The organism is Bacteroidetes Order II. bacterium, from assembly GCA_016788705.1.
GTDB lineage: Bacteria > Bacteroidota > Rhodothermia > Rhodothermales > UBA2364 > UBA2364.
The window spans coordinates 227,712-249,891 of the sequence record JAEUSQ010000039.1 but is presented as its reverse complement, the minus strand read 5'-3'; the positions used below and the strand labels follow the sequence as shown (position 1 = coordinate 249,891).

20 protein-coding genes are annotated in these 22,180 nt (G+C 45.3%); 12 read left to right on the top strand and 8 right to left on the bottom strand.

The window, feature by feature from the left end; translation table 11 throughout:
* Window positions 1-2: 2 nt before the first annotated feature.
* A complete protein-coding gene (locus tag JNN12_10820) occupies window positions 3-410 on the top strand; it encodes an ACT domain-containing protein (GenBank protein MBL7978822.1) in 408 nt (135 codons plus the stop codon).
* A gap of 115 nt (window positions 411-525) precedes the next feature.
* A complete protein-coding gene (locus JNN12_10815) occupies window positions 526-1,017 on the top strand; it encodes a hypothetical protein (GenBank protein ID MBL7978821.1) in 492 nt (163 codons plus the stop codon).
* 48 nt (window positions 1,018-1,065) lie between these two features.
* On the opposite strand, the gene JNN12_10810 is transcribed toward JNN12_10815, so the two are convergent.
* From JNN12_10810 to JNN12_10795, 4 genes are all read right to left on the bottom strand, one after another.
* Window positions 1,066-2,502 carry an AAA family ATPase gene (locus JNN12_10810; protein MBL7978820.1) on the bottom strand — a complete coding sequence of 479 codons (1,437 nt, stop codon included), beginning with the start codon at window positions 2,500-2,502 and terminating at the stop codon, window positions 1,066-1,068.
* 69 nt (window positions 2,503-2,571) lie between these two features.
* Window positions 2,572-4,749, bottom strand: a complete 2,178-nt coding sequence (locus JNN12_10805) for a hypothetical protein (GenBank protein ID MBL7978819.1) — start codon at window positions 4,747-4,749, stop codon at window positions 2,572-2,574.
* 41 nt (window positions 4,750-4,790) lie between these two features.
* A complete protein-coding gene (locus JNN12_10800; protein MBL7978818.1) occupies window positions 4,791-5,651 on the bottom strand; it encodes a hypothetical protein in 861 nt (286 codons plus the stop codon).
* Between the two features lie 11 nt (window positions 5,652-5,662).
* A complete protein-coding gene (locus tag JNN12_10795) occupies window positions 5,663-6,982 on the bottom strand; it encodes an MFS transporter (protein MBL7978817.1) in 1,320 nt (439 codons plus the stop codon).
* Between the two features lie 659 nt (window positions 6,983-7,641).
* On the opposite strand from JNN12_10795, the gene JNN12_10790 reads away from it, so the two are divergent.
* Together JNN12_10790 and JNN12_10785 are read left to right on the top strand one after the other, a co-directional pair.
* Window positions 7,642-8,028 carry a VOC family protein gene (locus tag JNN12_10790; protein MBL7978816.1) on the top strand — a complete coding sequence of 129 codons (387 nt, stop codon included), beginning with the start codon at window positions 7,642-7,644 and terminating at the stop codon, window positions 8,026-8,028.
* Window positions 8,029-8,141: 113 nt separating this feature from the next.
* Entirely contained in the window at window positions 8,142-8,588 is a 447-nt protein-coding gene (locus JNN12_10785; protein MBL7978815.1) for a VOC family protein, read from the top strand.
* 1,092 nt (window positions 8,589-9,680) lie between these two features.
* Here the strand turns inward: JNN12_10785 and JNN12_10780 are convergent.
* The 4 genes from JNN12_10780 to JNN12_10765 are packed head-to-tail and all read right to left on the bottom strand — an operon-like array spanning window position 9,681 to window position 13,662.
* Window positions 9,681-10,640 carry a universal stress protein gene (locus tag JNN12_10780; GenBank protein ID MBL7978814.1) on the bottom strand — a complete coding sequence of 320 codons (960 nt, stop codon included), beginning with the start codon at window positions 10,638-10,640 and terminating at the stop codon, window positions 9,681-9,683.
* 52 nt (window positions 10,641-10,692) lie between these two features.
* Window positions 10,693-11,661, bottom strand: coding sequence for a universal stress protein (locus tag JNN12_10775; protein ID MBL7978813.1), 969 nt, complete (start codon window positions 11,659-11,661; stop codon window positions 10,693-10,695).
* A gap of 43 nt (window positions 11,662-11,704) precedes the next feature.
* Window positions 11,705-12,664: a universal stress protein gene (locus tag JNN12_10770; GenBank protein ID MBL7978812.1), complete on the bottom strand. Its 960-nt coding sequence runs from the start codon at window positions 12,662-12,664 to the stop codon at window positions 11,705-11,707.
* 29 nt (window positions 12,665-12,693) lie between these two features.
* Window positions 12,694-13,662 (bottom strand): universal stress protein, encoded by a 969-nt coding sequence (locus JNN12_10765; protein MBL7978811.1) that lies wholly within the window; start codon window positions 13,660-13,662, stop codon window positions 12,694-12,696.
* Window positions 13,663-13,887: 225 nt separating this feature from the next.
* Between JNN12_10765 and JNN12_10760 the strand changes: the two genes are divergently transcribed.
* The 8 genes from JNN12_10760 (at window position 13,888) to JNN12_10725 (ending at window position 22,069) form a co-directional block, all read left to right on the top strand.
* Window positions 13,888-15,636 (top strand): PAS domain S-box protein, encoded by a 1,749-nt coding sequence (locus tag JNN12_10760; GenBank protein ID MBL7978810.1) that lies wholly within the window; start codon window positions 13,888-13,890, stop codon window positions 15,634-15,636.
* A 34-nt stretch (window positions 15,637-15,670) separates the two neighbouring features.
* Complete coding sequence (locus JNN12_10755; GenBank protein ID MBL7978809.1) at window positions 15,671-16,315, top strand: response regulator transcription factor; 645 nt, start codon at window positions 15,671-15,673, stop codon at window positions 16,313-16,315.
* A gap of 105 nt (window positions 16,316-16,420) precedes the next feature.
* A complete protein-coding gene (locus JNN12_10750) occupies window positions 16,421-16,876 on the top strand; it encodes a hypothetical protein (GenBank protein ID MBL7978808.1) in 456 nt (151 codons plus the stop codon).
* A gap of 163 nt (window positions 16,877-17,039) precedes the next feature.
* The gene (locus JNN12_10745) at window positions 17,040-17,588 is read left to right on the top strand and encodes a hypothetical protein (GenBank protein MBL7978807.1); all 549 of its coding nucleotides are present in this window, start codon (window positions 17,040-17,042) and stop codon (window positions 17,586-17,588) included.
* Window positions 17,589-17,716: 128 nt separating this feature from the next.
* Window positions 17,717-19,471: a protein translocase subunit SecD gene (gene secD, locus JNN12_10740; protein ID MBL7978806.1), complete on the top strand. Its 1,755-nt coding sequence runs from the start codon at window positions 17,717-17,719 to the stop codon at window positions 19,469-19,471.
* A gap of 65 nt (window positions 19,472-19,536) precedes the next feature.
* A complete protein-coding gene (gene secF, locus JNN12_10735) occupies window positions 19,537-20,454 on the top strand; it encodes a protein translocase subunit SecF (protein ID MBL7978805.1) in 918 nt (305 codons plus the stop codon).
* Between the two features lie 101 nt (window positions 20,455-20,555).
* Window positions 20,556-21,641 carry a calcium/sodium antiporter gene (locus JNN12_10730; GenBank protein MBL7978804.1) on the top strand — a complete coding sequence of 362 codons (1,086 nt, stop codon included), beginning with the start codon at window positions 20,556-20,558 and terminating at the stop codon, window positions 21,639-21,641.
* A 98-nt stretch (window positions 21,642-21,739) separates the two neighbouring features.
* The gene (locus JNN12_10725; GenBank protein MBL7978803.1) at window positions 21,740-22,069 is read left to right on the top strand and encodes an STAS domain-containing protein; all 330 of its coding nucleotides are present in this window, start codon (window positions 21,740-21,742) and stop codon (window positions 22,067-22,069) included.
* Window positions 22,070-22,180 lie beyond the last annotated feature (111 nt).

Sequence of the window (22,180 nt, the reverse complement as noted above, 5' to 3'; positions counted from 1 at the left end):
TAATGGAAGTCCGTACCCCAATTATGCTTCGGCTACTTATTGGTCATTATGTAGTAGCCCAGTTTCCTCCAAGTTGGCGGCCCGATAACGCCCTTTGGTCTAATAAAGGCGTGATTTCCCTCACCGCAACCCCAGATGAATGGTCTTTGATTTGCACCGAAGAAGCAGTCCCTGTTGGCGGTTTACTAGAACATGGTTGGCGGCTTTTTGAATTTGTGGGACCATTTGCATTTAATGAAACGGGAATTTTGTCGGCGGTTTTGTCTCCTTTGGCGAAAGCAAGAATCAGTATTATGGCTTTTTCAACGTATAATACCGATTATTTATTAGTGAAAGCGAAGAATTTAGCCGAATGCGTACAAGTATTTGAAAAAACAGAATTTATCAAGTTGAAAATGCTTCCAGAATGATCAAGTCTTGCTGATTTGTCAAAATAAGTTTGTTTTTTCTTATTTCGGGCACACTGATTGCATGTTATATTGTTTAACCTTTTACCTTCACCTCAACCTAAAAATAAGTAGCGCCATGTTGACAAGAAGAATTTTTTTACTGTTGGTGTTTTCTGTTTTTGGGGCCTCTGTTAGTATGGCCCAACAAACAAAATTGTATGCCAACGCCCGGTTTAACTACAGCATCAAATATCCTGCTGCCATGATTGCTGACCCTCCTCCGACGAATGGAGATGGACAATCTTATCGCTCGGCAGATGGTTTGGCCGAATACACGACTTGGGGAAGTGTGGTCATTCGTACAGATACGGTGTTACAGGAACAACTTTTTATGGCATCCGAAGGCCGCAGGGTGACCTTAAAACGGGTAAAACCGACTTTTATCGTAGTCTCCGGTTATCAGGATGATGGTCGGATTTTTTACCGGAAAACGATTTTGGTAAAAGCCAACACAGTCCCAGGAATGACATATGACTACATCAAAAGTTTTGAAATCGTTTATCCTGCAAATCAACGCACACCCTACGATAAGATTGTGACAGAAATTGCACATGCTTTTGTAAAATAAAAACCTGTGCCCTAAAGTAGGCCTCCACATAAGGGTTGGGGGCTTTTTTTATGTGGACGTGGGTAGTTCTAACGCCATTTTTTGGACGGTAGCCAGGGGTAGCCGGAGGCGATTGGAGACCAAATAGGCCGAATTGCCCTGAATGAGTTGATTTTTGGCTTCTTTGAACCGCTCAAGGTAGTCCTGATAAATCCGATTACCGGGCTGAAAAGCATGAATGGCTTCATATACAATTGGATCAAACAAGACATCCAACGGGCGGATGGGCCTTGTCAGCAGAATGCCTTCAAAAGTACGGCAGCGGCTTAACGCCACGTAGGTTTGGCCGTGGGTAAAGGCGCCACGGTCTAAATCTATCGCCACTTTGTCAAATGTTTGTCCTTGGCTTTTGTGAATCGTAATGGCATAAGCCAATTTTAGGGGATATTGTGTAAATGTACCGACGGTCTCGGACATGATTTTATTCTCTTCTGCATCGAAGTAATACCGCATATTTTCCCACTTCTCCGGGCTTACTTCCACTTGGTCGCCGGCGTCGGTCTCGATGCGGATAATTTCCCCGTGTAGATATTCCACGGTTCCAAGTGTTCCATTGACAAACAATCCGTCTGGATCATTTCGCAAAAACATAACCCTAGCCCCCACTTTTAAGGTTAGTTCAGATTCGGTTGGGAAGTCACGTTGGTTAAAGTCTCCGTCGGTATGGGCAACATAAGTAAAAGGGGGGCCACCAAGGGATTTTAATCGTTCCTCATTAATTCGTCTTGCTTTTTCATTTACAGTGGTGAGGACCAAATAATCATCCGGCGGTTTTGTATTGATTGCCCGCTCGTTTAGCCGTCCAAGCCCCGATTCGCTTAATCGGTCTTCTCTAACCTGATTTAAAAGCTCCAGAAACGATGCTTCTTTTTGGCGGTGAACTGTCGTGAGTTCAATTTGAATCGGTTTTACCTCTTGAAAAACTTTTGCGCTAAAGAAATATGGCGAACTGTAGTGGGCCTGCATCAAAGATTCTTCTGCACGACTTACAACGGGTGGCAATTGGAATAAATCACCGAAGAACACCACTTGCACGCCTCCAAAGAGCAAATCATTTTTTCGGTTTACCTGAAGGGCTTTGTGAATACCGTCCATCAGATCGGCACGAACCATCGAGACTTCATCAATGACCAAAGTGTCAATTTTTCGGATAACCTGATTTCCCCAAATGCGCTTGATGGCATCATCCGTAATCATTCGGGACGGAAAACGAAAAAACGAATGGATGGTTTGCCCGTTCACATTAATTGCTGCAAGACCTGTTGGGGCCAAAATGGCAATTCGTTTGGCAGTGGATTTGCGGAAATATTGAAGTAGCGTAGATTTACCCGTTCCAGCACGCCCGGTGATAAAGACAGGTTCCTTGGTGTGTTCCATCAGCCAGAGCGCAAAACGCGCCCGGCGGTCCCAAATTAATTCATTGGATGCAGAAGATTCGGGGTTCACAAATGGGTGTTTTTGTTCAAAACAATGGTTTGCCAAAAATAGGGGAAACCGTGCAGGAACCCAAGTTAATTAGGCAACAAATCCAGCCAACCGATGAAATAATTCCGGCCCCCATTGTATGATTTGGTTGTCTTTCACCCTAACCCACCGAAAACAAAAGGCTTCTCCCACAGGCACACTGATTTCGGTATGCCACCAAGGATAATTTTGGGCACTGCACCGTTTGGCATGGGTAAGTTCCCAATTTCCTAAAGCGCCGTTAGAGCCTGCGATCATCACTTCTTCACCATGAGTGGTCTCAACGTGGACCGATATGGGCATTTTAACATAATCCACTGCCTCGAAGTTGGATTCCGGTTGCAACCAATACACATCATACGGGCCAATAACGAGGTGCCCAGCCCCAAAATGAAAAGCTGTTCTGGTAAGCACATCGGTACAGGTGCCGTCACGCCAAATTTCCGAAAGCCGATTGAGAGGCAGTATTTGGGTACTTTGGCTAAAATTGGCAACCAAGAGACAAGGGCTGTTCTTGTGATCATGGCGTTCACATAGAAAAAGGGCGTCATTTTGGGCAAAAACTAAGCTCTCCGGTGTATGACCATTGATGATGGCGAGCGACTTACGTGCTTCGATTATCGAGCGATGGAGGTGAAAAAGACGCGACTCGACCGTTCCTTGTCGTTTTCTTAGCCCTGCTTTGGTCCAGTTCATGGGCGGGCGGTGAATCCAACGGTTATCGGAAGCTTTGAGTGGGTCGGTGAGATACGTAAAATCATTTAATTGCCCTATTTCGTCTCCGGAGTAGAGCAAAGGAATTCCCTTCATGAAAAAGATTACGCCGTTTAGTAGTCTAATTCGGTGAATTGCAGCGTTTATTTTATCAGCGTCTGCTTCAATTTGTGCTTTTTGGAGACCCGAAAGTGCGGCAGCCGTTCCTGAAATACGTGCTTCTCCTGTATGTCGGTCACGTTGAAAGGCGTAACCCTCTGCATAGCTATGAGGTAGAATTCCTGCATAAAAATCGGTGCAAAAATTTCTAGTATTGCGTCCGTTTTGGTGGACTGCTGCGGCATTCTCGTCAGAAATCCCCCAACCGATGTCGTCGTGGCAGCGAATATAATTCAACCAAGTTGCAGTTTCTGGCAAATGCGGGAGGCCAGATAGGGTTGTGTACAATAGTTGGGTATTTTCACATGCCAATGCGTGCCATAAATGGTTCATCAATGTGGCATTGTACCCCATTTCGCAGGCCTTTCCTTCAAACCCACCACTTCCTAAATACTTGATGATCTCTTCTGGTGCAACAATGGCTTCCGACTTGAAGAGTACGCCGGGGGCGGCCATACGGACAAGGGCCTTAAAAGCAGCCAGAAGGTGAACCACCTCGGGTTGATTTTGTGAATTGGTTCCCATTTTTTTCCAAAGAAAAGGCACCGCATCCAAGCGCAATACGTCCACTCCTTGGTTAGCCAGAAAAAAGATTTCGCCCAACATGGCTTCAAAAACATCGGGGTTTTCGTAGTTGAGATCCCACTGATACGTATTGAAGGTAGTCCAAACCCATTTTTGAGGTTGTTCTTCCCAGGTAAAGTTACCAGGTGCAAAATCGGGAAAGACTTCGGGGAGTGTTTTTTCGTAAGCATCCGGTTGCCTACGGTCCGGGAACATACGATAGAAATTTTGATAATAGGCTTCACCTGCCATCGCTCGTTGCGCCCATTCATGTTCTTTTGCCGTATGGTTCATGACAAAATCTATGACTAAGACCATGCCTCGGTCCCTGAGTTTATCAGCAAGTTGGCGTAGGTCTTTCATACTTCCCAAACGCGGATCAACCTGTTTGTAGTCGGCAACAGCATAACCGCCATCATTTGCGCCTTCTCTGGATTTGAGGAGGGGCATTAGATGAAGATAGGTGATGCCCAACTCTTCAAGATAATCTAACCGTTCTGCGAGGCCCTGAAGGTCTCCGGAAAAGAGATCTACATACAACATCATCCCAATCAAGCCATTTTCGGTAAACCAGTTTGGGTGCTGAACCCGTAGTTGATCCCGCTCGCGAAGTGCATTGGGGCGTTGTTCGTAGGCTTCTTGAACCTGTTTCAAAAGGGCATCAATGCGTTCTTGACCCGCTGTGGGGTACAGGGTTCGGTAGGAAGCAAAAAAATCGGGATAATACGCTTGAATACGTGCTTGCAGATCCGGTAGAAAACTTACTGGTTCGGCTACATCTGTTGGGGGCATATCGGAGCACTTGGGGGAGTTAAACGGTCTTAATGGTTGAATTAAGGGTCAAAAACAGGCATTGCACCTTTGAAGGTGACGACCTTGGCAGCATATCGGTTGGCGAAATGAAGGGCGGTTTCCGGGATGTCCTTCCGAAGCAGGGCGGTGGTTAGGGCTGCCAAAAAGGCATCACCAACCCCAACAGCATCCCCTTGCGAGGCATCCACCGCTTCACCGTGAACCCGCCACCGCGCTTGCGGCGAGATTAATTCTGCGCCATCTTTTCCATGTGTCTGGCAAATCCATTGAATATCAAATTCTCGGAACAACCACGCATACGGGTCTTCAAGGTCGAATAAACGACAAATGGCTTCTTTCTCATCTATATTTAACTTGACCACATCGGCCAGTGGGAAAGAAATTTCCAATACTTCTTTCCCAAAAAACGGAAGCCGCATATTGACATCCATCACACGCAGGCTTTTGGTAGGCATCTCGGAGAGGAAACGCCGAATCGTATCGGCCGAGGTAGGTGTTCGTTGGGCTAAAGTCGCAAAGCAAACGGCATCGGTGTTTTGGGCCAAGGCTTGCCATTCGGCAGTAAATGCCAGATAATCCCATGCCACATTGGGCGTAATGGTATAGTGGGGTTCTTCTTTTATAAAATGAATGGGGACGGTTCCAGTAGGATATGTCGTATCCGTTTGGATATAATGGGTATTTAGCCCTTTTCCGGCAAGCCATTTGGTTAAGGCCGTTCCTTCTTCGTCGTTCCCTACCCGACTGGCAATGATGCCGCGATTCCCTAGTTGCTGAGCGTGGAATGCAACGTTTGCGGGCGCACCTCCGGGACGACGTTCATCCGGAAATACATCCCAAAGCACTTCCCCCAAACCAACGATGGTCATGTGATTGTTCATGTACCTTTCTGTTATTCGCTTTTCTGCGGTTGATTTTCAGTAACAAAGAAACTGGAAACACCCGCCAAAATCAGACAAACGCCCGCGAAGACTAAGGCATTTCGTGGATCGGAGCCAAGCAACGTTTTGTACAAAAAGGGAATTGTAATCATGTTGATGATTTGGGGCACCACAATAAAACCGTTGAAGATACCCATATAGACCCCCATACGTTTTGGGGAAACACTGTCCGAGAGCAATACATAAGGCATAGATAAGATAGATCCCCACGCCAAGCCAACCAAAATCATACCATAAAGGAAGACGTATTTGTCATTCCCAAGTAGCATAGAGAAAAACCCAACCCCTCCTATGGTAAGAAAAAGGGCATGTGTCCCCCGCCGGGTGATTTTTTTTGCAATGGCTGGCAAGAAAAAAGAGATCATAAAACAAGAGACATTGAAGGCGGCAAACGTAATACCCCCCCATGCATTCCCTGCTTCAAATCCGGGCATGTTGGCTTCTGGAGCATTAAAAGCATGTCGGGCAATGGCGAGGCTCAGGTATTGCCACATGAGCGGCAGGCCAAACCAAGTGAAGAACTTTACCCACCAAAGTTGCTTCATGGTGGTAGGCATTTCCCGCAAAGCATCCCATATTTCGGTAAAAACATGGAGAATGCCTTTTTCGGCATTTTCCCGCCGAAACGCCTCCAAATCTTCTGGTGGATATTCTTTGGTGGTATAGACCGTCCAGAGTACAGAGGCCAAAATGGCAAATGCGCCAATGTAAAACGAATATTTAACCATATCCGGAATATGATTGGCACCTGCATCGGCTACCATAACCAATCCGAAAATCCCAAGAAGTGCTGGCATCAGATTAGCCAAGGTTTGTCCAAACCCAACAAAGAAACTTTGCATCGAGAAACCGAGGGTGCGTTGTTCAGAATTCAGACGATCTCCGATAAATGCGCGGAACGGTTCCATACCAATGTTCAGACCCGCATCCAAAATCCACATTAAACTCGCTGCCATCCACAGGGAAGAGGAGTTTGGCATTAAGATCAGGGCGATACTGGTAATAACGGCGCCTATTAAAAAGTAAGGCTTCCTCCGTCCCCAACGATTCGACCACGTTCGGTCACTCATCGCGCCTATCAATGGTTGAATAAGCAATCCGGTGACAGGTCCAGCAAGCCAAAGGGCCGGAATAGCGGCTTCATCTGCACCCAAATATCGGTAGATCGGACTCATGTTCGCTTGTTGAAGCCCAAAGCCATATTGGATACCCAAAAAGCCAAAGCTCATGTTCCAAATTTGCCAGAAAGACTGACGAGGAGGATTTTTCATATCTTGCAGGAGTTTGTGTTGAAGCGTTTACACCCTACAGGCTGGGAGAAAATTTTTGTAAACGTTTTCAGATGATATAGACAAAGTACGGTGAGACGGAAAGCAGTGTCAAACGGAGGAGGCAATCCGGAAGGGCTTACAAAATGTGAATTTTAGTTGGTAGATGTTTTTGCACATAGACCAGAAGCGCATGGTGGTTTAGACAGACGATTAGGTTACTTAATTTTTCCCGCTAATAGTGACCAAGAGGTAGGGAGAGGCGAAGTGCGGGTTCGGTGAAATGATTTTCATGGTTTGATACAAAAGAACGGTTTATTCCGGTTTTGGTGAACCTACTCCGAGAAGCAGATAACTGTTTTTATGGTTTATCGGGTATAGAGTTTGACAAACGATTGTGTTCAAAATCAATAAATAGTTAATGTGCTAAATCATTATAGTTACTCGATATAGGTGTTTAAAACTAAATCACGTACAAAATTTTATTTACAAACTAAACAAGTTGTTGTATCTACTTGAAACCAGCCTTATATTCCATTTAATAATTTTATAAGATTGTTTGCAGAAAACCTTTATTTTACTAAAATCTTCAAAGCTAAAAATACCTTAAATGACTGAGTGTGTCATTTAAATAATTAATTAATGACTAAATACTAAAAATCATGGCAACTATCAATACCCACATAAATTTTAATGGTAATGCTGAAGAAGCATTCAATTTTTATAAATCAATGTTTGGAGGTGAATTTGCAATAATAATGCGTTTCAAAGACTTTGCAAGCTCAGATTTTGCCGTATCAGTACATGAAGAAAATAAAATAATGCACATTGCTTTACCGATAGGTGACAGCATTCTAATGGCGAATGATGTCCCGGAGATGTTGGGAAGAACAAACGAAAATGAGAACAGGAGTAAAATGGTGATTAGTGCAGAAAGCAAAGAAGAAGCTGGTAAGTTATTTAGTGGTCTTTCGACAGGTAGGCAAGTTGAAATGTCTATTTCTGATAGCCCATGGGGTTCCTATTTTGGTATGTTTAGAGATAAATAAGGAATTGAGTGGATGGTAGATTTTGATCCAAAAAAACAAAAAAAGATGAATGTGAAATAAATTTTCTATTGAACCTTCACGAAAAATCATTAACCCCTGAAATAGTAATCAATATGGCAAACGTATCCATCTATCTCAACTTTATGGGTAATACCGAAGAAGCATTTATCTTTTACAAGCATGTTTTCAAAACAGAATTCTCTGCTCCCTTTATGCGTATAGGTGATATGCCTCAACAGCCAGGCATGCCCCCACTTTCCGACGCAGACAAGAAGAAAGTGATGCATGTTGCATTGCCGATTCTGGGAGGAACGGAAATTATGGGAACAGATATGCTTGAAAGCATGGGTCATAGCCTAACGGTGGGAAATAATACGACGATCAGTTTAAATACCGATACCAAAGCCGAGGCCGACCGCCTGTATGCAGAACTTTCAGAAGGTGGGGACGCCAAGCAATGTGTTACGCCCCATGATACATTTTGGGGGTATTGGGGTGTTTGTCTTGACAAATTTGGAATTCGTTGGATGTTTAATGTAACAAATCAATCTGATGAGTAGTAATTAAATGGAGCAGTTACTGTATGACACTTTCTATGCGGATTATTAGGCGCAGCTCATAAGTAAGCATTTAAAATTGGAGTAGTCTCTGAAGTGGTTATTATCCGTTCTGCAACGGGTAATAACCACTTATTGATCAAAATATTATAGACTTGATAAAATGGTTGCATTTGTTGTGATTTTGACACTCTCCGTTTTTGTAGTATTCCTACTTTTGAAGAGGAATATGTTTACCGATTGGGGAGTGCTAAATAAATTATAAAGATCCCAATACTATCTCTTGGATTGGTTTTAAATGGGTTAACGATGAAGATAATGGTCGTCGCTCTCCAAGATCGGTAATATATATACTATCTATCGTTCTGTATTTATTGGCGATGCACAAGCAATTTTGGTTGTTTTATTGCTAATAAGAAGAACGCTAAATTTAGGTGTTTTACTGTGTTTTTTTTGATTATTTTTTAATATTTGGATGCTCTCATATTCGGTTATTTTTGAAGACTCAATGGTGACTTCGGCTCTAATGGTTATATCTTCTTGCTTGGAACTATGACCGATTAAGATACATTTTGCCATTTAAGAAAATATCAGATATTATAATGATTTAAAAGTCATAAAAAATAATACAAAATTTCTATTTTTATTTTTCTCTGAGTAGGTGGTGCTGTCATGTTAATAATTTTATTTGCGCTTTTGGGATGTAAGATGGTACTAATTAATTTATTATTGATTATAAAATAGATTTAAAGATAATTAAGAGCTAAAATCATCTGCAAAAACGAATAAGAGAATTATTATATAGTTTAGGTCCATAAAGAAAGATAAATGCAAATGAATTGCTGATGTATCCAAAATGGTTTGTATGTTCAAAAAATAATCATCAATAGGCAAGTCATTTTCATAGCCTAACTTTCTACGTTACCGAAGTTTTTCCGTCGTGTAAAACCTATACACGAAAACAGTTTACTCAGCCCAAGGCCATAAATATACAAATGCGCCAATGGATGACAGAAGCTTTTTTATGACCAATTCCACCACTTATCTATCTGTTTTTAAAAACCTTAGAAAAGTGTAGGAGAAATGATGAACGGCTTAGTTCAATGCAAGCCGCTCATCGGTGCGATGAAACTCAATCAAGGAACGGGAGGAAGGCCGGAAGCTAATAACAGGGCATGGGGCAAATTGGATAAGCTTTTCTGTCATACTCTGGGTGAATCCCAGCCCCTCTTGACGGTGCTCATGTGTGCCAATGACGATCAGGTCATGCTGATAACGGGCGAGGTATTGCAGGGTTGCCGGAACCAAGTCCCCAAAGAGCGGTGCGGTATGACAGGTTACCCTTGGGCCAGATGCCGTATGGAGGAATTCAACCAATTTAGGCGTTTGGGTAACATGGGGGTGGGTGGCATCATATTGCCGCTCCCACTGAGAGTGGTGTGTCGGTGGACCATTCATTGGTTCAACGTGGAATGCCGTAATTTCGCCGCCTATTCTCTCGGCAATGGCTCTTGCAATCCGTACGGCCTGTTTGGATCGGTCCGAAAAATCAATCGGAACCAAAATTTGCTGAACAGACTGGGTATTGTATAACTGTTGATTGCTTACCCTTAGGGTCAGAACTGGGCAAGGCGCATATCGAATAAGGCTTTTTGCAACACTTCCCAAAATTTCCATTGCAAAGCCCGTCCGGACATGGGTATTCAGTGCAATCAGATCAATTAGGTGGCTTTCGGAATACGTTACAAGGGCTTGGGTAATATCGGTGGCTTCCAAGACTTCAATCCTCAGCCGAAAGCCTTCTTGAATGACTTGTTGGGTCAGACTTTCCCAAGGGGCCATAAAGGCGGGTGGAATGTTATCTCGGATTTCGTGCCCCGAATGGGTTCTTTGGGAAACGGATGCAACCGATGGGGCAGGGTTCATCTGAACAACATGAACAAGATGTACCTCTTGAATGCCCAATTTACGGGCTACACCAAGACTCCATGAGGCAGCCACGTAAGACATTTCAGAAAACTCAATGGGTAGCAGTAATTTGCGGGCGTACAGCATGGCAGTCGTTAAATTTGGGTGATAAAAAAAACCGCTTCTGCTTAATAATGACTTATGCAGGGGATGACTCCTCTGGCAAGGGGGTTTCGGCAAGCAGTGGGCTAATGTGTTTACCAAAGGATTTAAGGGTAAGAACAGGAATGGTGGCATTCCGTAAAACTTTTTCTGTAATACTTCCCATTAGAAAATGTGCCAGACCTGTTAGTCCATGCGTTGGAATGACGATCAGGTCTGCATTAATACCAGAAGCAAAAGCTATAATCTCTTTTTCGGGTTGACCAAACCGAATGGCCCGATTTACCTGAACAGACGGCCCTTCGGTTTCTTCCATAAACTTGGTGAGGAGGCGATATACCTTAGAACGTAGGGCTTCTTTGCTTTTGTTATAATTCCAATATGGGTCATAGAAAGGTGGAAGCCCCTCCTCATTCACCACATGGAGTAGGTGGATAGCTGCTCCATGCCGAGCGGCCAAATGCAGAGAAACCTTAAAGGCCATCTTTGCATGCTTAGACAAGTCGGTAGGGACCACAATCCGTCGGATCAATGCGGGTTTTACCAAATTTGCGTCAGGGCGGACTGTTAATACCGGACACGGGGCTTCGCGGACGACCTTTTCGGCGACACTGCCCATCAAGAGGCGGTTTAAGCCCTTACGGCCGTGTGTACCCATTACTACCAAGTCTATTTGCTGGTCCTCGGTGTAACGGATCAAGGCATTGGCCACATCCCAATCGTATAAAACGGCTTGGTGTACTTCGAAGCCACCTGCCAAGACCTTTTGTGCGAATTGATCCAGATAGGTCTTGGATTCTTCCTGCAAAACGGGTAGGTCCGATACCGGAAGGGTGGCTTGAAGCAAGGGTTCTAAGGAACCAACAGGAGGATTGAGAGGCAATACATGTACCAAATGAATTTCCCGTATTCCATACTCAAGCGCAAAAGCACGTGCAAAAGGAACGAGATCATACGAGGCATCTGTCCGATCTATCGGAATCAGTAATTTAGCTTTCGTCAACATGATTTTGGGGAGTTAGGTGGTCAAAATCGTAACGACACGGCGCTTAAGCTTCAGCAGTACTCGTTTTTTTGCGGGCGTGTTTAAATCGGATACGGTCTCCTTGTTTAAAGGTGAGTACAGGGCATGGGGCACGTCGAACCAATTCCTCTGCGGTGCTTCCGTAGTGGAAAAGTCCGTCTCCAGAACGTCCGCGGGTGGACATCAATATCAGGTCTTGAGGATACGCCTCTAAATAAATTTGTGAAGCTTCTACCGGGTCTCCATACATCAAAGCGGTCTGTAAGCGCACTTTAGGTCCACCAGCATAACGAATAAAGGCTTCTAATTTATGAATTTGCCGGACATCCGGGTTTTTATCATTGTAGGCTTTCTCCCACGGGGAGGCGGGTAGGTCGGAGTGTTCGGTACGAGCAATCACATTCAAGGCTGTCAACCCCGCATCTGTCCGCTGTGCATATTCTCGTGCCACCCGAAGGGCTTCTGCCGAGCGTTCCGAAAAATCTAAAGGAACCAAAATTTTTCGTACATCTTGGTATGGTTTTTCTGCAAGATCGGCACGGAGGGTGAGTACAGGACAAGGGGCATATTCAATTAAGCCGTCTGCCACACTCCCCAGAAGCCGATGTGCAATCCCGGTGCGGCCATGGGTAGCCATTACCACCAAATCAATTTTATGGGTTTGTGCATATTTGACCAATGGGGTCGCAATAGAATCTGATTGCAACATTCCAGGGACAAAAACATAACCCGTAGATTCGGCCCGGTGTTGTAGCCGATGCCACGTTTCTTGCCACTCTAACGGAAGGTTTTGGAGATGGTGTTGTGGATCCTGAACATCCAAAACATCCGTGTATAAATCGTTTGCGGGACCAAGAACCAATATGTGGATCAGGTGGATTTCTTGGGCATCAAGTTCTTTTCCAAAAGCGAGTGCGTACTCGGCTGCGGCAACCGATGCCGGAGAAAAATCAAGTGGAATCAGGATGCGTTTAATATGGAGCATGGTTATACAGGGGTTAGGGTTCGGAAAAACTATGCACTTGCCGCCAAAAGAGGGGCATTGATCATGCCTGTTGGAACGTCGGAAGCTTTCACCACCAACAAGGGGACGGAGGCTTGGCGCATCACGCCTTCGGTGACACTGCCCATCATCAATCGTTCAATACCACTCAGGCCGTGGGAGGACATAACGATGAGGTCGGTTCTGGAGCGGGTAGCCGTCGTAAGGATCTGATGAACCGGATCGCCAAACAAAATATCCAGATCATATTGGGCATCGGGGCCATGGGTATCGTGGATAAAGCCTTCTAAGCGTTGGAATAGCGACATGCGAATACGATCCCGTGCAAATTGATACTCCCAATTATGAACTTGGGGAGCCAAATAGCCCGCTGATTGGGTCGCCACATTAAGAACCATTAGCCGTGAATGAGGTAGTTCGTGAGCCAGCTCTTTGGCAACCGTAAGGGCTGCACGAGCATAACCGGAAAAATCAACGGGGACAAGAATGCGTTCAGGACTGGAAAAAAGTACTTGTTCAGCATTCCGTAGAGGAACCATCATCACATTGACACCGCCCTTTCTTAACAAAAGTTTAAGGGTTTGTTGTTCTTCTGACAAGCGTTCTTTTCCTTTAGCGGAAGTAGTCATGACCACCATTTCGGGCCGTAGCCGCATGGTTGCTTTTAAAATGGACTCGGAAGGATATTCAGTGGGAATTACTTCGATAGACACCTCTATCCCACGGATTTTAAGAAAATGTTTTGTTTCACTTAGACGACGCTCTATTTCTTGGGTGAGTCCTGCTGGATGGGCATCAGAAAGGTCGTCTAAATCGGTAATAGCGGCTTTCGCGCTGTTCAGTACCGACATCCGAGGCAGATAAATTAAATGCAGGGAGGTGCTGTTGAGCATTTTCCCAAGAGAATCAGCCACCTCGGCTAAAGCGTAGATATCACTGATCTCTGTAAAGGGAATTAAAATTTGATGTGCAGAAAGCATTGCGGTTTCGGATATAATGAACGGTTCTTCCTCTCATTTGAAATTATAAAAAACAATCAATACAATGGTGTGGGCAATGCCTTGTGCATACTTGCCCACTTCATTGGTAGCAGGGTGTAGGGTAATTAGGGCAAGATTGTAAGGGAATTGCCTACATAGAATAAAGTATCACCAACTTATTTTAAAACAAGTGATACAATAGCGGTTTTTCATTTTGGGATTTTCATGCAAATATGGCTCTTTAGCACTACTTCTGGGTTTATTGAACAGGTGGAAAGAAGTCTTGGTTCAGCTGCCGATGAACTGAAGGTGATTTCCAGATTGCCTTCTTATGCTGCTTTGGAGGGCGCCCCACCGGATATTCTGATAATAGAAATTCCGAACACGCAAGCGGCAGAAGGGATTATCCGACAGGCCCAGGCGCTCAGGCCAGTTGTAATGTTAGGCATTTTGCCACCCGATACCGATCAAATGCTGGCCAATCTGGTGGATTTTGGATTGGATGCTTTCCTGATAAAGCCCACAACCGAGAACATGCTTCGGGTGAAATTGAAAAAAATCCTTCGCTTACGCAAACTTAAGGAAGTGCAGTTGGATCGCGAGCGGTTAGTAAAGGAGCATCTGAGGTTTTACAATACATTGCCCTTAGGCATTTTTGAACTTTCTGCACAGGACGAAATCTTGTGGTGTAATACGGTGGCCGAGAAAATGTTTGGCTATCCTAAAGAAGAATTGAACGGGCGTTTAATACAGTGCATTATTCCGAAGATTTCTGCCCCTGCCATCCGTCGTGCTTTTGGATTAAGGGGAGATGAGGTGACAGGCCAGCATAAATCTGGTAGCGAGGTCATTGTGTCGGTATCGTGCTCCGAGGCTTCCATTGGAACGCCGGGTACGAGCCGGGTACTATTGGTGGAAAATGTTTCATCGCAACGGCACACCGAGGCCGCCCTATATGATATGGAGGCACGCGCCAACGCCATTCTTGAATCTACGATCAGTGGAATCATTACCATAGATGACCAAGGCCATATTGAAACCTTTAATCCGGCTGCGGCCAAAATATTTGGTTACCAACCCGAAGAGGTAATTGGTAAAAATATCCGCATGTTAATGCCTGATCCATATAAGCGTGAGCATGACTTGTATCTGAATAACTATCACTCTACAGGTGTCCGAAAAATTATCGGTATTGGTCGAGAAGTACAGGGCCTGAGAAAAGATGGTTCTGTTTTTCCGATGGATCTGGCCGTGAATGAAGTGGTTCTTAAAAACCGGCGGATTTATAGCGGCATTGTGCGCGATGTAACCAAACAACGCGAATTGGAAAAGGAGATTCTGCAAATCAGCGAGCAAGAACGTCGAAACATTGGGCAAGATCTTCACGATGGCCTTGGTCAGATGTTAACAGCCCTCAGTCTGATGGCAGACAACTTGGCCATGAAACTGGAGCGGGAGAAAAACCCCCTTGCAAACGAAGCCCAGAAAATTGTCCGCCATTTAGAAGAAGCGGATACATTTGCCCGCTTTTTGGCCCGGGGCTTGGTGCCTGTCCAACTCGAAGCCTATGGACTGGCCTCAGCACTCGAACGTCTTTGTCACCAAGCCGAACAAATTTTTAGGATTAAGTGCTTTTTTGAGGTATTCGGCGAGTATGATACCTATACAGATCCCAGTGCCATCCATTTGTATCGCATTGTACAGGAAGCAATTAGCAATGCGGTCAAACATGGGAAAGCCTCGCAAATACATGTAGAACTGGCAGTTGGAAGTGATCAACTCCGGTTGCGTATCAAAGACAATGGCACCGGATTCTTTCCTGCACTTAACAAGCCAAGGGGGATGGGGGTTCACATTATGAACTACCGTGCGCGGCTTATTGGAGGTACCTTGGATATCCGAAACTCCTCAAAAGGCGGAACCATCATCACCTGCACACAACCTCTTGGAACAGGTGTTTTACACTTAGATTAGAATAAAAACCATCACCCCCAAAATATATTGTTGTATGTATAATCTCTTTATTGTTGATGACCATCCGCTGATGCGTGAAGGATTGGCCATGATTTTAGAAAGTCAACCGGATTTTAACATCGTTGCAATGGCTGGAAGTGCAGAAGAGGCGATGGAAATTATTGATAAGCACCATATAGATTTGTTGATTGTGGACATCTCCCTACCAGGAATGAGTGGGCTTGAATTGGTGAAGCATATGTCTGCCCTGAAACCAACACTCAAAATGTTGGTGATGTCTCGACATGATGAACAATTGTATGCGGAGCGGGTCATTCGGAGCGGCGCAAAGGGGTATGTGATGAAAGTGGAAGCCAGAAAAGTGATTATCGAGGCCATCCGGAAAATCTTGGGTGGGGGAATCTATATCAGTGACGCCATCAATGAACGCCTGATTCAGAGTATGATGCCCGGCAGACGGCCCATTGGTCAGTCTCCGTTAGAAATTCTCAGTGATCGCGAATTGGAGATTTTTGAGATGACCGGGCGCGGCTACAAGTCGGGCGAAATTGCAGAACGTTTGCATATATCACCGAAAACCGTAGAATCGTATCGTACCCGGATTAAGGACAAATTGGGCCTTACTTCTGCCGCCGAGTTGATGAAACACGCTGTGCAATGGGTCGAGTCTTCGGAATGATTTTTCGTGGGGGATTGTAGTGGATGAGCAGGATCAAGAGATTTTCCGTCGTCTTGTTAAAAAATACCTGCTTCCTAATCCATTTATGTTATAATGAATACCATCATGAAAAAAACTTGGATGTTATCCTTTGCTGCCATTGCCATGGTCGCTTCTGCTCTATTAATCGGTAGCCTCACACCCCATATGGCCCACGCTGGACCACAAACCATTTCTAAAACTTTCTGGGTAAAAGGGTGTGCCATTACCATTAAAATGGAAAATAAGTCCACACAAAAGATTCTAGTGAGCACGTCTTTTAGCAAAGTGAAAATCAAAAACGGTTTATGGGCACGAATTTGGCCCAGCCATGTGGACGCTTTTTACGTGCCTGCTAAAGGAAGCATGACGGAAAGTTCTTCTTTAGATTTTGGGTGCGACATAGACCGTCAGTACAAATTTCGTTTTTGGAGAACGGAAGATGGCGTAACCAGTAATTTGTATCACTATTACCCTTCAGAAGATGGTTTCACACAAAAAACAACCATAGATATAGGTAATATCGGTCGTTTCTTTGATTGAAATAGGAGTCCATCTTTTAATCAAAAGGCTATTCCTTTTAATCAAAAGGCTATTCACAACTGGGTAGCCTCTATTGATGTTGTACCCACAGTAGGTTTTTGGGGATTGCAATAAGGTCAAAGATTGTGTATCTTAAAAGGCTCTATAGCAATCATCGTGCTTAATGTCTTTTCCGTATCCCCAAAAATATCGTCAACTATGTGTAGTCCTGCTACTGGTAGGTATGACCTCTCCATTGGGAGTGCCATTTGCTGTTGCAGGACAAAGTGCTCAACAACGGGTGCAATGGCTCTCTGCGGAACTTAATCCGGAGGGAAAAAGCCTAATTAAGGAAGCCATTTCCGCATCGGTTTCCCTACATCCCGCAAGCACAGACGAATTTTTGTTGGGCTTTATACGTGCTATTCGTAAAACAGAGGCAGTTGGATTGCTCCTTGATCTGAAATTTTCACAGCCGGATGAAGTCCTTCTGATTCAGCTCAAGGCGCGCTTATTTGGATTCTCGTTACAACCACCACCTATCCAGGCTTCACTTACCGATGCGGGATCGGCTAAATTCCTTTCTTTAACCCGCACGTTGACCGCCGTCTTGCCAGAGTCTATACTGGCATTACATGCAACCGGAATCGAGGAAAGTCTTTCCTACGCTACACGTTCTCTACCCAATTCCTTTATTTTAGACGCCCATGACGTCTGCCCGATGGGGCCCTAGTCGTTTTTGTGGTCAGTTTGAAGGACGTATCGTACCTTCGTGGATTCCATACTGACAGGATGGCAGTTGTCAATCCTGCTGAATCTTTGTCTTTATTCTATTTACAAACCTATAAATAATAAACCCTTATGAAAGGTGGTTTTAGACTATATGCGACCATCGGTCTTCTCGTAATCGCATTGTTTTATCTGATCTATCCCACAACCAAAAACGAGCGCCCACTGAACTTGGGCCTCGACCTGCAAGGTGGGATGCAGGTGACGCTAGAAGTAGGCTTGGAAGCCCTTGTTCGGGACTTGGCAACCGACCGCGATGAGCAGTTTGATAAGGTGCTTAAGACTGCTGGAGCGAACGCCAGAACCAGTGACGTGGACGTTATTGCCACTTTTGTTCAGGAATTTGAAAAACGAGATGCGAATGTGCGCCTGTCTCGATATTTTCGTAATACCGACGAAGGCATCACCCGCAAATCTACAAATGCCGAAATACAGACCTATTTGAACGCACAGGCAGACAAGGCGATGGATGCCGCCATTAAAATTGTACGTGATCGGGTGGACCGATTCGGGGTGGCCGAGCCTTCCATTGTGAAGCAAGGAACCCGACGGATTTCGGTCGAGTTGCCGGGGGTGGCCAATGCTGATCGGGTACGGAAACTGCTCCGTGGAACCGCACAGTTGCAGTTTCACCTGATGGCCGAGCAAAATGAGGTGGCGGCTTCCCTCGAAAAAATTGTGGCATTCTACCGCGACGGTGGGAAAAACACGCCTGCAGATACCTCTAAAGCCGCAAAGGCAGACACTACCAAAAAGGAAACACCGAAAGCCGATAATGCTAAAAACCCATTGCTGGCCATCTTTACGCCAGTTGGGGGGACTACGTTTGGGGTTGCCGCCAAAAAAGACACCGCCAAGGTAGCAGAGATGTTCCGTCGTCCGGAAGTACGGGCTATGATGCCGGCTGGTGTCGTACCGATGTGGGCCGTACAGCCGAGTGGTGAGCCCGGAAAAGAAGTGTATAACTATCTAGCCGTTCGGTCAAAAGTGGAACTAAAAGGAGACTACATTACCAATGCCGATACCCAGTTCGATCAGTTCACCAATGCACCAGAAGTCTCCCTTACCATGGACAGCGAAGGCGCTGGTATTTGGTCGCGTCTTACGGGAGCCAATGTAGGCAAACAGGTTGCCATTACTATGGACAATGTGGTGTACTCTTATCCGGTGATCAACGAGAAAATCCCAGGGGGCCGTACCTCTATCAATGGCATGGGTAGTGTAGAGGAGGCAAAAGACTTGGTGACGGTTTTGCAATCTGGTTCCTTACCTGCACCCGTAACCATTGTTCAGGAACGGACGGTTGGACCCAGTTTGGGAGCCGCTTCAATTGAAGCCGGAAAGTGGTCGCTCATCATCAGCTTTTTGGTGATCGGGGTTTTCATGATGTTCTATTATCGCTTAGGTGGGGTGTTTGCGGTGATTGCCCTGTTGCTAAATATCGTATTTCTTTTTGGCATTCTGGCCTCGTTTAGTGCGACCCTCACCCTACCAGGGATTGCAGGTATTGTGTTGACGATGGGGATGGCGGTGGATGCCAACGTTCTGGTGTTTGAACGGATTCGGGAAGAACTGGATCACGGAAAGGGCTATAAAATGGCCGTTCACGATGGATACGCGAAAGCGCTCTCAGCCATTTTAGACTCCAACATCACCACATTCTTGTCTGCGGCCATCTTATACTCCTTTGGGATTGGTCCCATTAAGGGGTTTGCGGTAACGCTGATGGCAGGTATTGCGACCACCTTGTTTACCGCTCTCGTGGTAACACGGATGTTCTCGGAGTGGTATAGTGGAGATGGAAAACGCACCGTCACTTACGGTTGATCGGTCTCCTGATGTTGCTTAAAAGAGCGACTTTACAATTTTTTTGACCCAAAGATTTTAATTCCATGAGAGTTCTACATAACTTAGATTTTGATTTTATGGCGTATCGGAAACAAGCGTACATTTTTTCGCTGATTCTGACGAGTATTGCCATTGTTTCGTTGGTCGTGCGTGGATTAGCCGTCGGCATTGACTTTAAAGGTGGGAAGGAAATGGTGATTGGTGTTTCTGGCACGGTAGATGTAAACCGGATTAAGGCCACACTGGCGCCGATATTGGGTTCTGAAGTGGAGGTGAAGGCCTATGGAGGTTCGGATATTCTGGTGCGTTCGGCATCAACCGAAGGCAACGCTTCTCAAGAGGCTGCCACCCTTGCAGCCATTAATAAACTTTATCCTACCGCAAAGGCCAAAATGGTCGGATCGGACGTCGTTGGGCCGCGCTTTGCCGAAGATATGCGTCAAGCGGGCATTTACTCGGTAGTAGCGGCACTCGTTATGATTTTTGTGTATATCTTGATACGCTTTTATTCTTATGGTGGCTGGCAGTTTGGGGTAGGGGCCTTGGCGGCAACCTTTCATGATGTGACCATCACGTTGGGGCTTTTCTCGCTCCTGAATGGCCTACTACCGATTCCACTTCAGATAGACCAAACCATTATTGCCGCTTTTCTTACCATTGTGGGGTATTCCGTAAACGATACCGTAATCGTATTTGACCGCGTGCGGGAATACATGCACGATCTGAAAAGCGAAACCTTCTATAACATCATGAATAAGGCCATGAATAGTACGCTCAGCAGGACGATTATCACTTCTATGACAACCCTATTCTCGGCTATCGTATTGTTTATCTTTGGTGGGGAAACCATTCGTGGCTTTGCTTTTGCCATGAGTGTTGGTATTCTTTTCGGTACGTATTCCTCCGTTTATATTGCCTCTGCGTTGGTTTTGGATCTAAAACTACGCAAGAGCACAAAATAATAACGGCCCTTGGTTTGTGTTTTTCGCCGGAAGTAGTCTTTCCCAAAGAGCCTCCTTCCGGCGCTTTTAATATTTATCTTATTCTTAAATTACCTTTTAAAATGACCCTTTTAACTTTTTTGATGTTGGGCGCAGGCTTGGTACTTTTGGTGCTAGGGGCAGATTATTTGGTGAAAGGCGCTTCTAATCTTGCCTTGTCTCTGGGCGTTTCTCCAATCATCATTGGGCTAACCATTGTGGCCTATGGAACCAGTATGCCGGAGTTTACGGTCAGTACCATGGCCGCCTATGCCGGATCTGCGGACATTAGCATCGGAAATGTGGTAGGAAGCAATATCTTCAACGTGTTATTTATTTTGGGCGTTTCGGCCCTCATCTCGCCGCTCATTGTCCACACCCAATTGATCCGAATAGATGTTCCCGTGATGATGGGAGCTTCGCTGCTTTTATTTGCTTTAGGGTTTGATGGCTTATTGGGCAAGATAGACGCCTTGGTCTTAACGGCAGGCGCAATTGCTTATACGTGGTTTCAGATATACCAAAGCCGCAAGGAAAAAAACAGCGCGTTAGGATCGGAGATTGAGGCGGAGTTCCCGAAAGCACAACAAGGCGCTCTTTGGGTAAACATCGGTTGGATTGTGGCAGGGCTTGTGCTGCTCATTCTGGGGTCAAACTGGCTCGTCACGTCGGCAACCGATATTGCCCGTTCGCTCGGTGTCTCCGAGTTGGTGATTGGCCTGACCATTGTGGCCATTGGTACCTCTTTACCAGAGGTTGCGACTTCGGTGGCGGCCACCCTTAAAGGCGAGCGTGATATTGCCGTGGGTAATGTTATTGGAAGCAATATTTTCAATATCCTTTGTGTATTGGGCTTATCAGGATTGGTATCGCCTCACGGCATACACATTTCTGATGCCGCACTTGCTTTTGATCTTCCTGTAATGATAGCCGTTGCTTTGGCCTGTTTTCCCATTTTCTTTGCAGGTAAAACCATTACCCGTTTGCGGGGAGCGCTGTTTTTTCTGTATTACGTAGCCTATACCCTCTACTTGATTTTGGCAACCGGGTCAGAAAATGATTGGCTTGGCTCTTTTCAAGCGGCCATGTGGTATTTTGCGCTGCCCTTAACGGCCTTAATGCTCGTTTGGCTATTGATCGGTGGAATTCGCCAACAGAAAAAGCAATAAAACGATGATGGCTAATGTCTCTTAACCGAAAATAAACAAAATGGGTACAACCTATTTGTTGGAATCTCCGTATGTTGGGCTTTTAACGCATACTCAATATGGAACTAAAAATTGAAAAACAAGCAAGCGGAACCGTTATTTCCTTAAACGGTCCTGCTATGGGGGGGCCGGATGGCGCCCGCTTAAACGAAATGTTGCACACGTTGTTGGATGAAGGGGAAAAACGGGTTATAGCAGATCTTGCCGAGGTTTCCTTTATGAACTCCAGTGGCTTAGGAATGCTTATCAGTGGTATGATTACCATGCGCAATGGCGGAGGTGATCTAAGGCTTTGTCGAGTGCCAGATAAAATTCGTAATTTGATCAATCTGACAAAACTAAATTCGGTATTTACTAGTTTTGATACCTTAGAAGAAGCCTTGGCCTGAGATATGGATGAACGGAAATTTTACAGTTAGGCTTGTCTAAAAAGTTGTATCTTGTATAAAGCATCGCGGGGCGTAATTCCGTGGTGCTTTTTTGTTTTTTAGTCACTTCCA

Bases quoted from the DNA above. Each gene is read 5' to 3' on its own strand.
- JNN12_10785 (MBL7978815.1), top strand. From the start codon at position 8,142: ATGGCAAACGTATCCATCTATCTCAACTTTATGGGTAATACCGAAGAA.
- JNN12_10745 (MBL7978807.1), top strand. From the start codon at position 17,040: ATGTCTTTTCCGTATCCCCAAAAATATCGTCAACTATGTGTAGTCCTG.
- JNN12_10795 (MBL7978817.1), bottom strand. From the start codon at position 6,982: ATGAAAAATCCTCCTCGTCAGTCTTTCTGGCAAATTTGGAACATGAGC.
- secF (MBL7978805.1), top strand. From the start codon at position 19,537: ATGAGAGTTCTACATAACTTAGATTTTGATTTTATGGCGTATCGGAAA.
- JNN12_10780 (MBL7978814.1), bottom strand. From the start codon at position 10,640: ATGCTGTACGCCCGCAAATTACTGCTACCCATTGAGTTTTCTGAAATG.
- JNN12_10760 (MBL7978810.1), top strand. From the start codon at position 13,888: ATGCAAATATGGCTCTTTAGCACTACTTCTGGGTTTATTGAACAGGTG.
- JNN12_10815 (MBL7978821.1), top strand. From the start codon at position 526: ATGTTGACAAGAAGAATTTTTTTACTGTTGGTGTTTTCTGTTTTTGGG.
- JNN12_10800 (MBL7978818.1), bottom strand. From the start codon at position 5,651: ATGAACAATCACATGACCATCGTTGGTTTGGGGGAAGTGCTTTGGGAT.
- JNN12_10765 (MBL7978811.1), bottom strand. From the start codon at position 13,662: ATGCTTTCTGCACATCAAATTTTAATTCCCTTTACAGAGATCAGTGAT.
- JNN12_10755 (MBL7978809.1), top strand. From the start codon at position 15,671: ATGTATAATCTCTTTATTGTTGATGACCATCCGCTGATGCGTGAAGGA.
- JNN12_10750 (MBL7978808.1), top strand. From the start codon at position 16,421: ATGAAAAAAACTTGGATGTTATCCTTTGCTGCCATTGCCATGGTCGCT.
- JNN12_10730 (MBL7978804.1), top strand. From the start codon at position 20,556: ATGACCCTTTTAACTTTTTTGATGTTGGGCGCAGGCTTGGTACTTTTG.
- JNN12_10725 (MBL7978803.1), top strand. From the start codon at position 21,740: ATGGAACTAAAAATTGAAAAACAAGCAAGCGGAACCGTTATTTCCTTA.
- JNN12_10790 (MBL7978816.1), top strand. From the start codon at position 7,642: ATGGCAACTATCAATACCCACATAAATTTTAATGGTAATGCTGAAGAA.
- JNN12_10770 (MBL7978812.1), bottom strand. From the start codon at position 12,664: ATGCTCCATATTAAACGCATCCTGATTCCACTTGATTTTTCTCCGGCA.
- JNN12_10805 (MBL7978819.1), bottom strand. From the start codon at position 4,749: ATGCCCCCAACAGATGTAGCCGAACCAGTAAGTTTTCTACCGGATCTG.
- JNN12_10775 (MBL7978813.1), bottom strand. From the start codon at position 11,661: ATGTTGACGAAAGCTAAATTACTGATTCCGATAGATCGGACAGATGCC.
- secD (MBL7978806.1), top strand. From the start codon at position 17,717: ATGAAAGGTGGTTTTAGACTATATGCGACCATCGGTCTTCTCGTAATC.
- JNN12_10820 (MBL7978822.1), top strand. From the start codon at position 3: ATGGAAGTCCGTACCCCAATTATGCTTCGGCTACTTATTGGTCATTAT.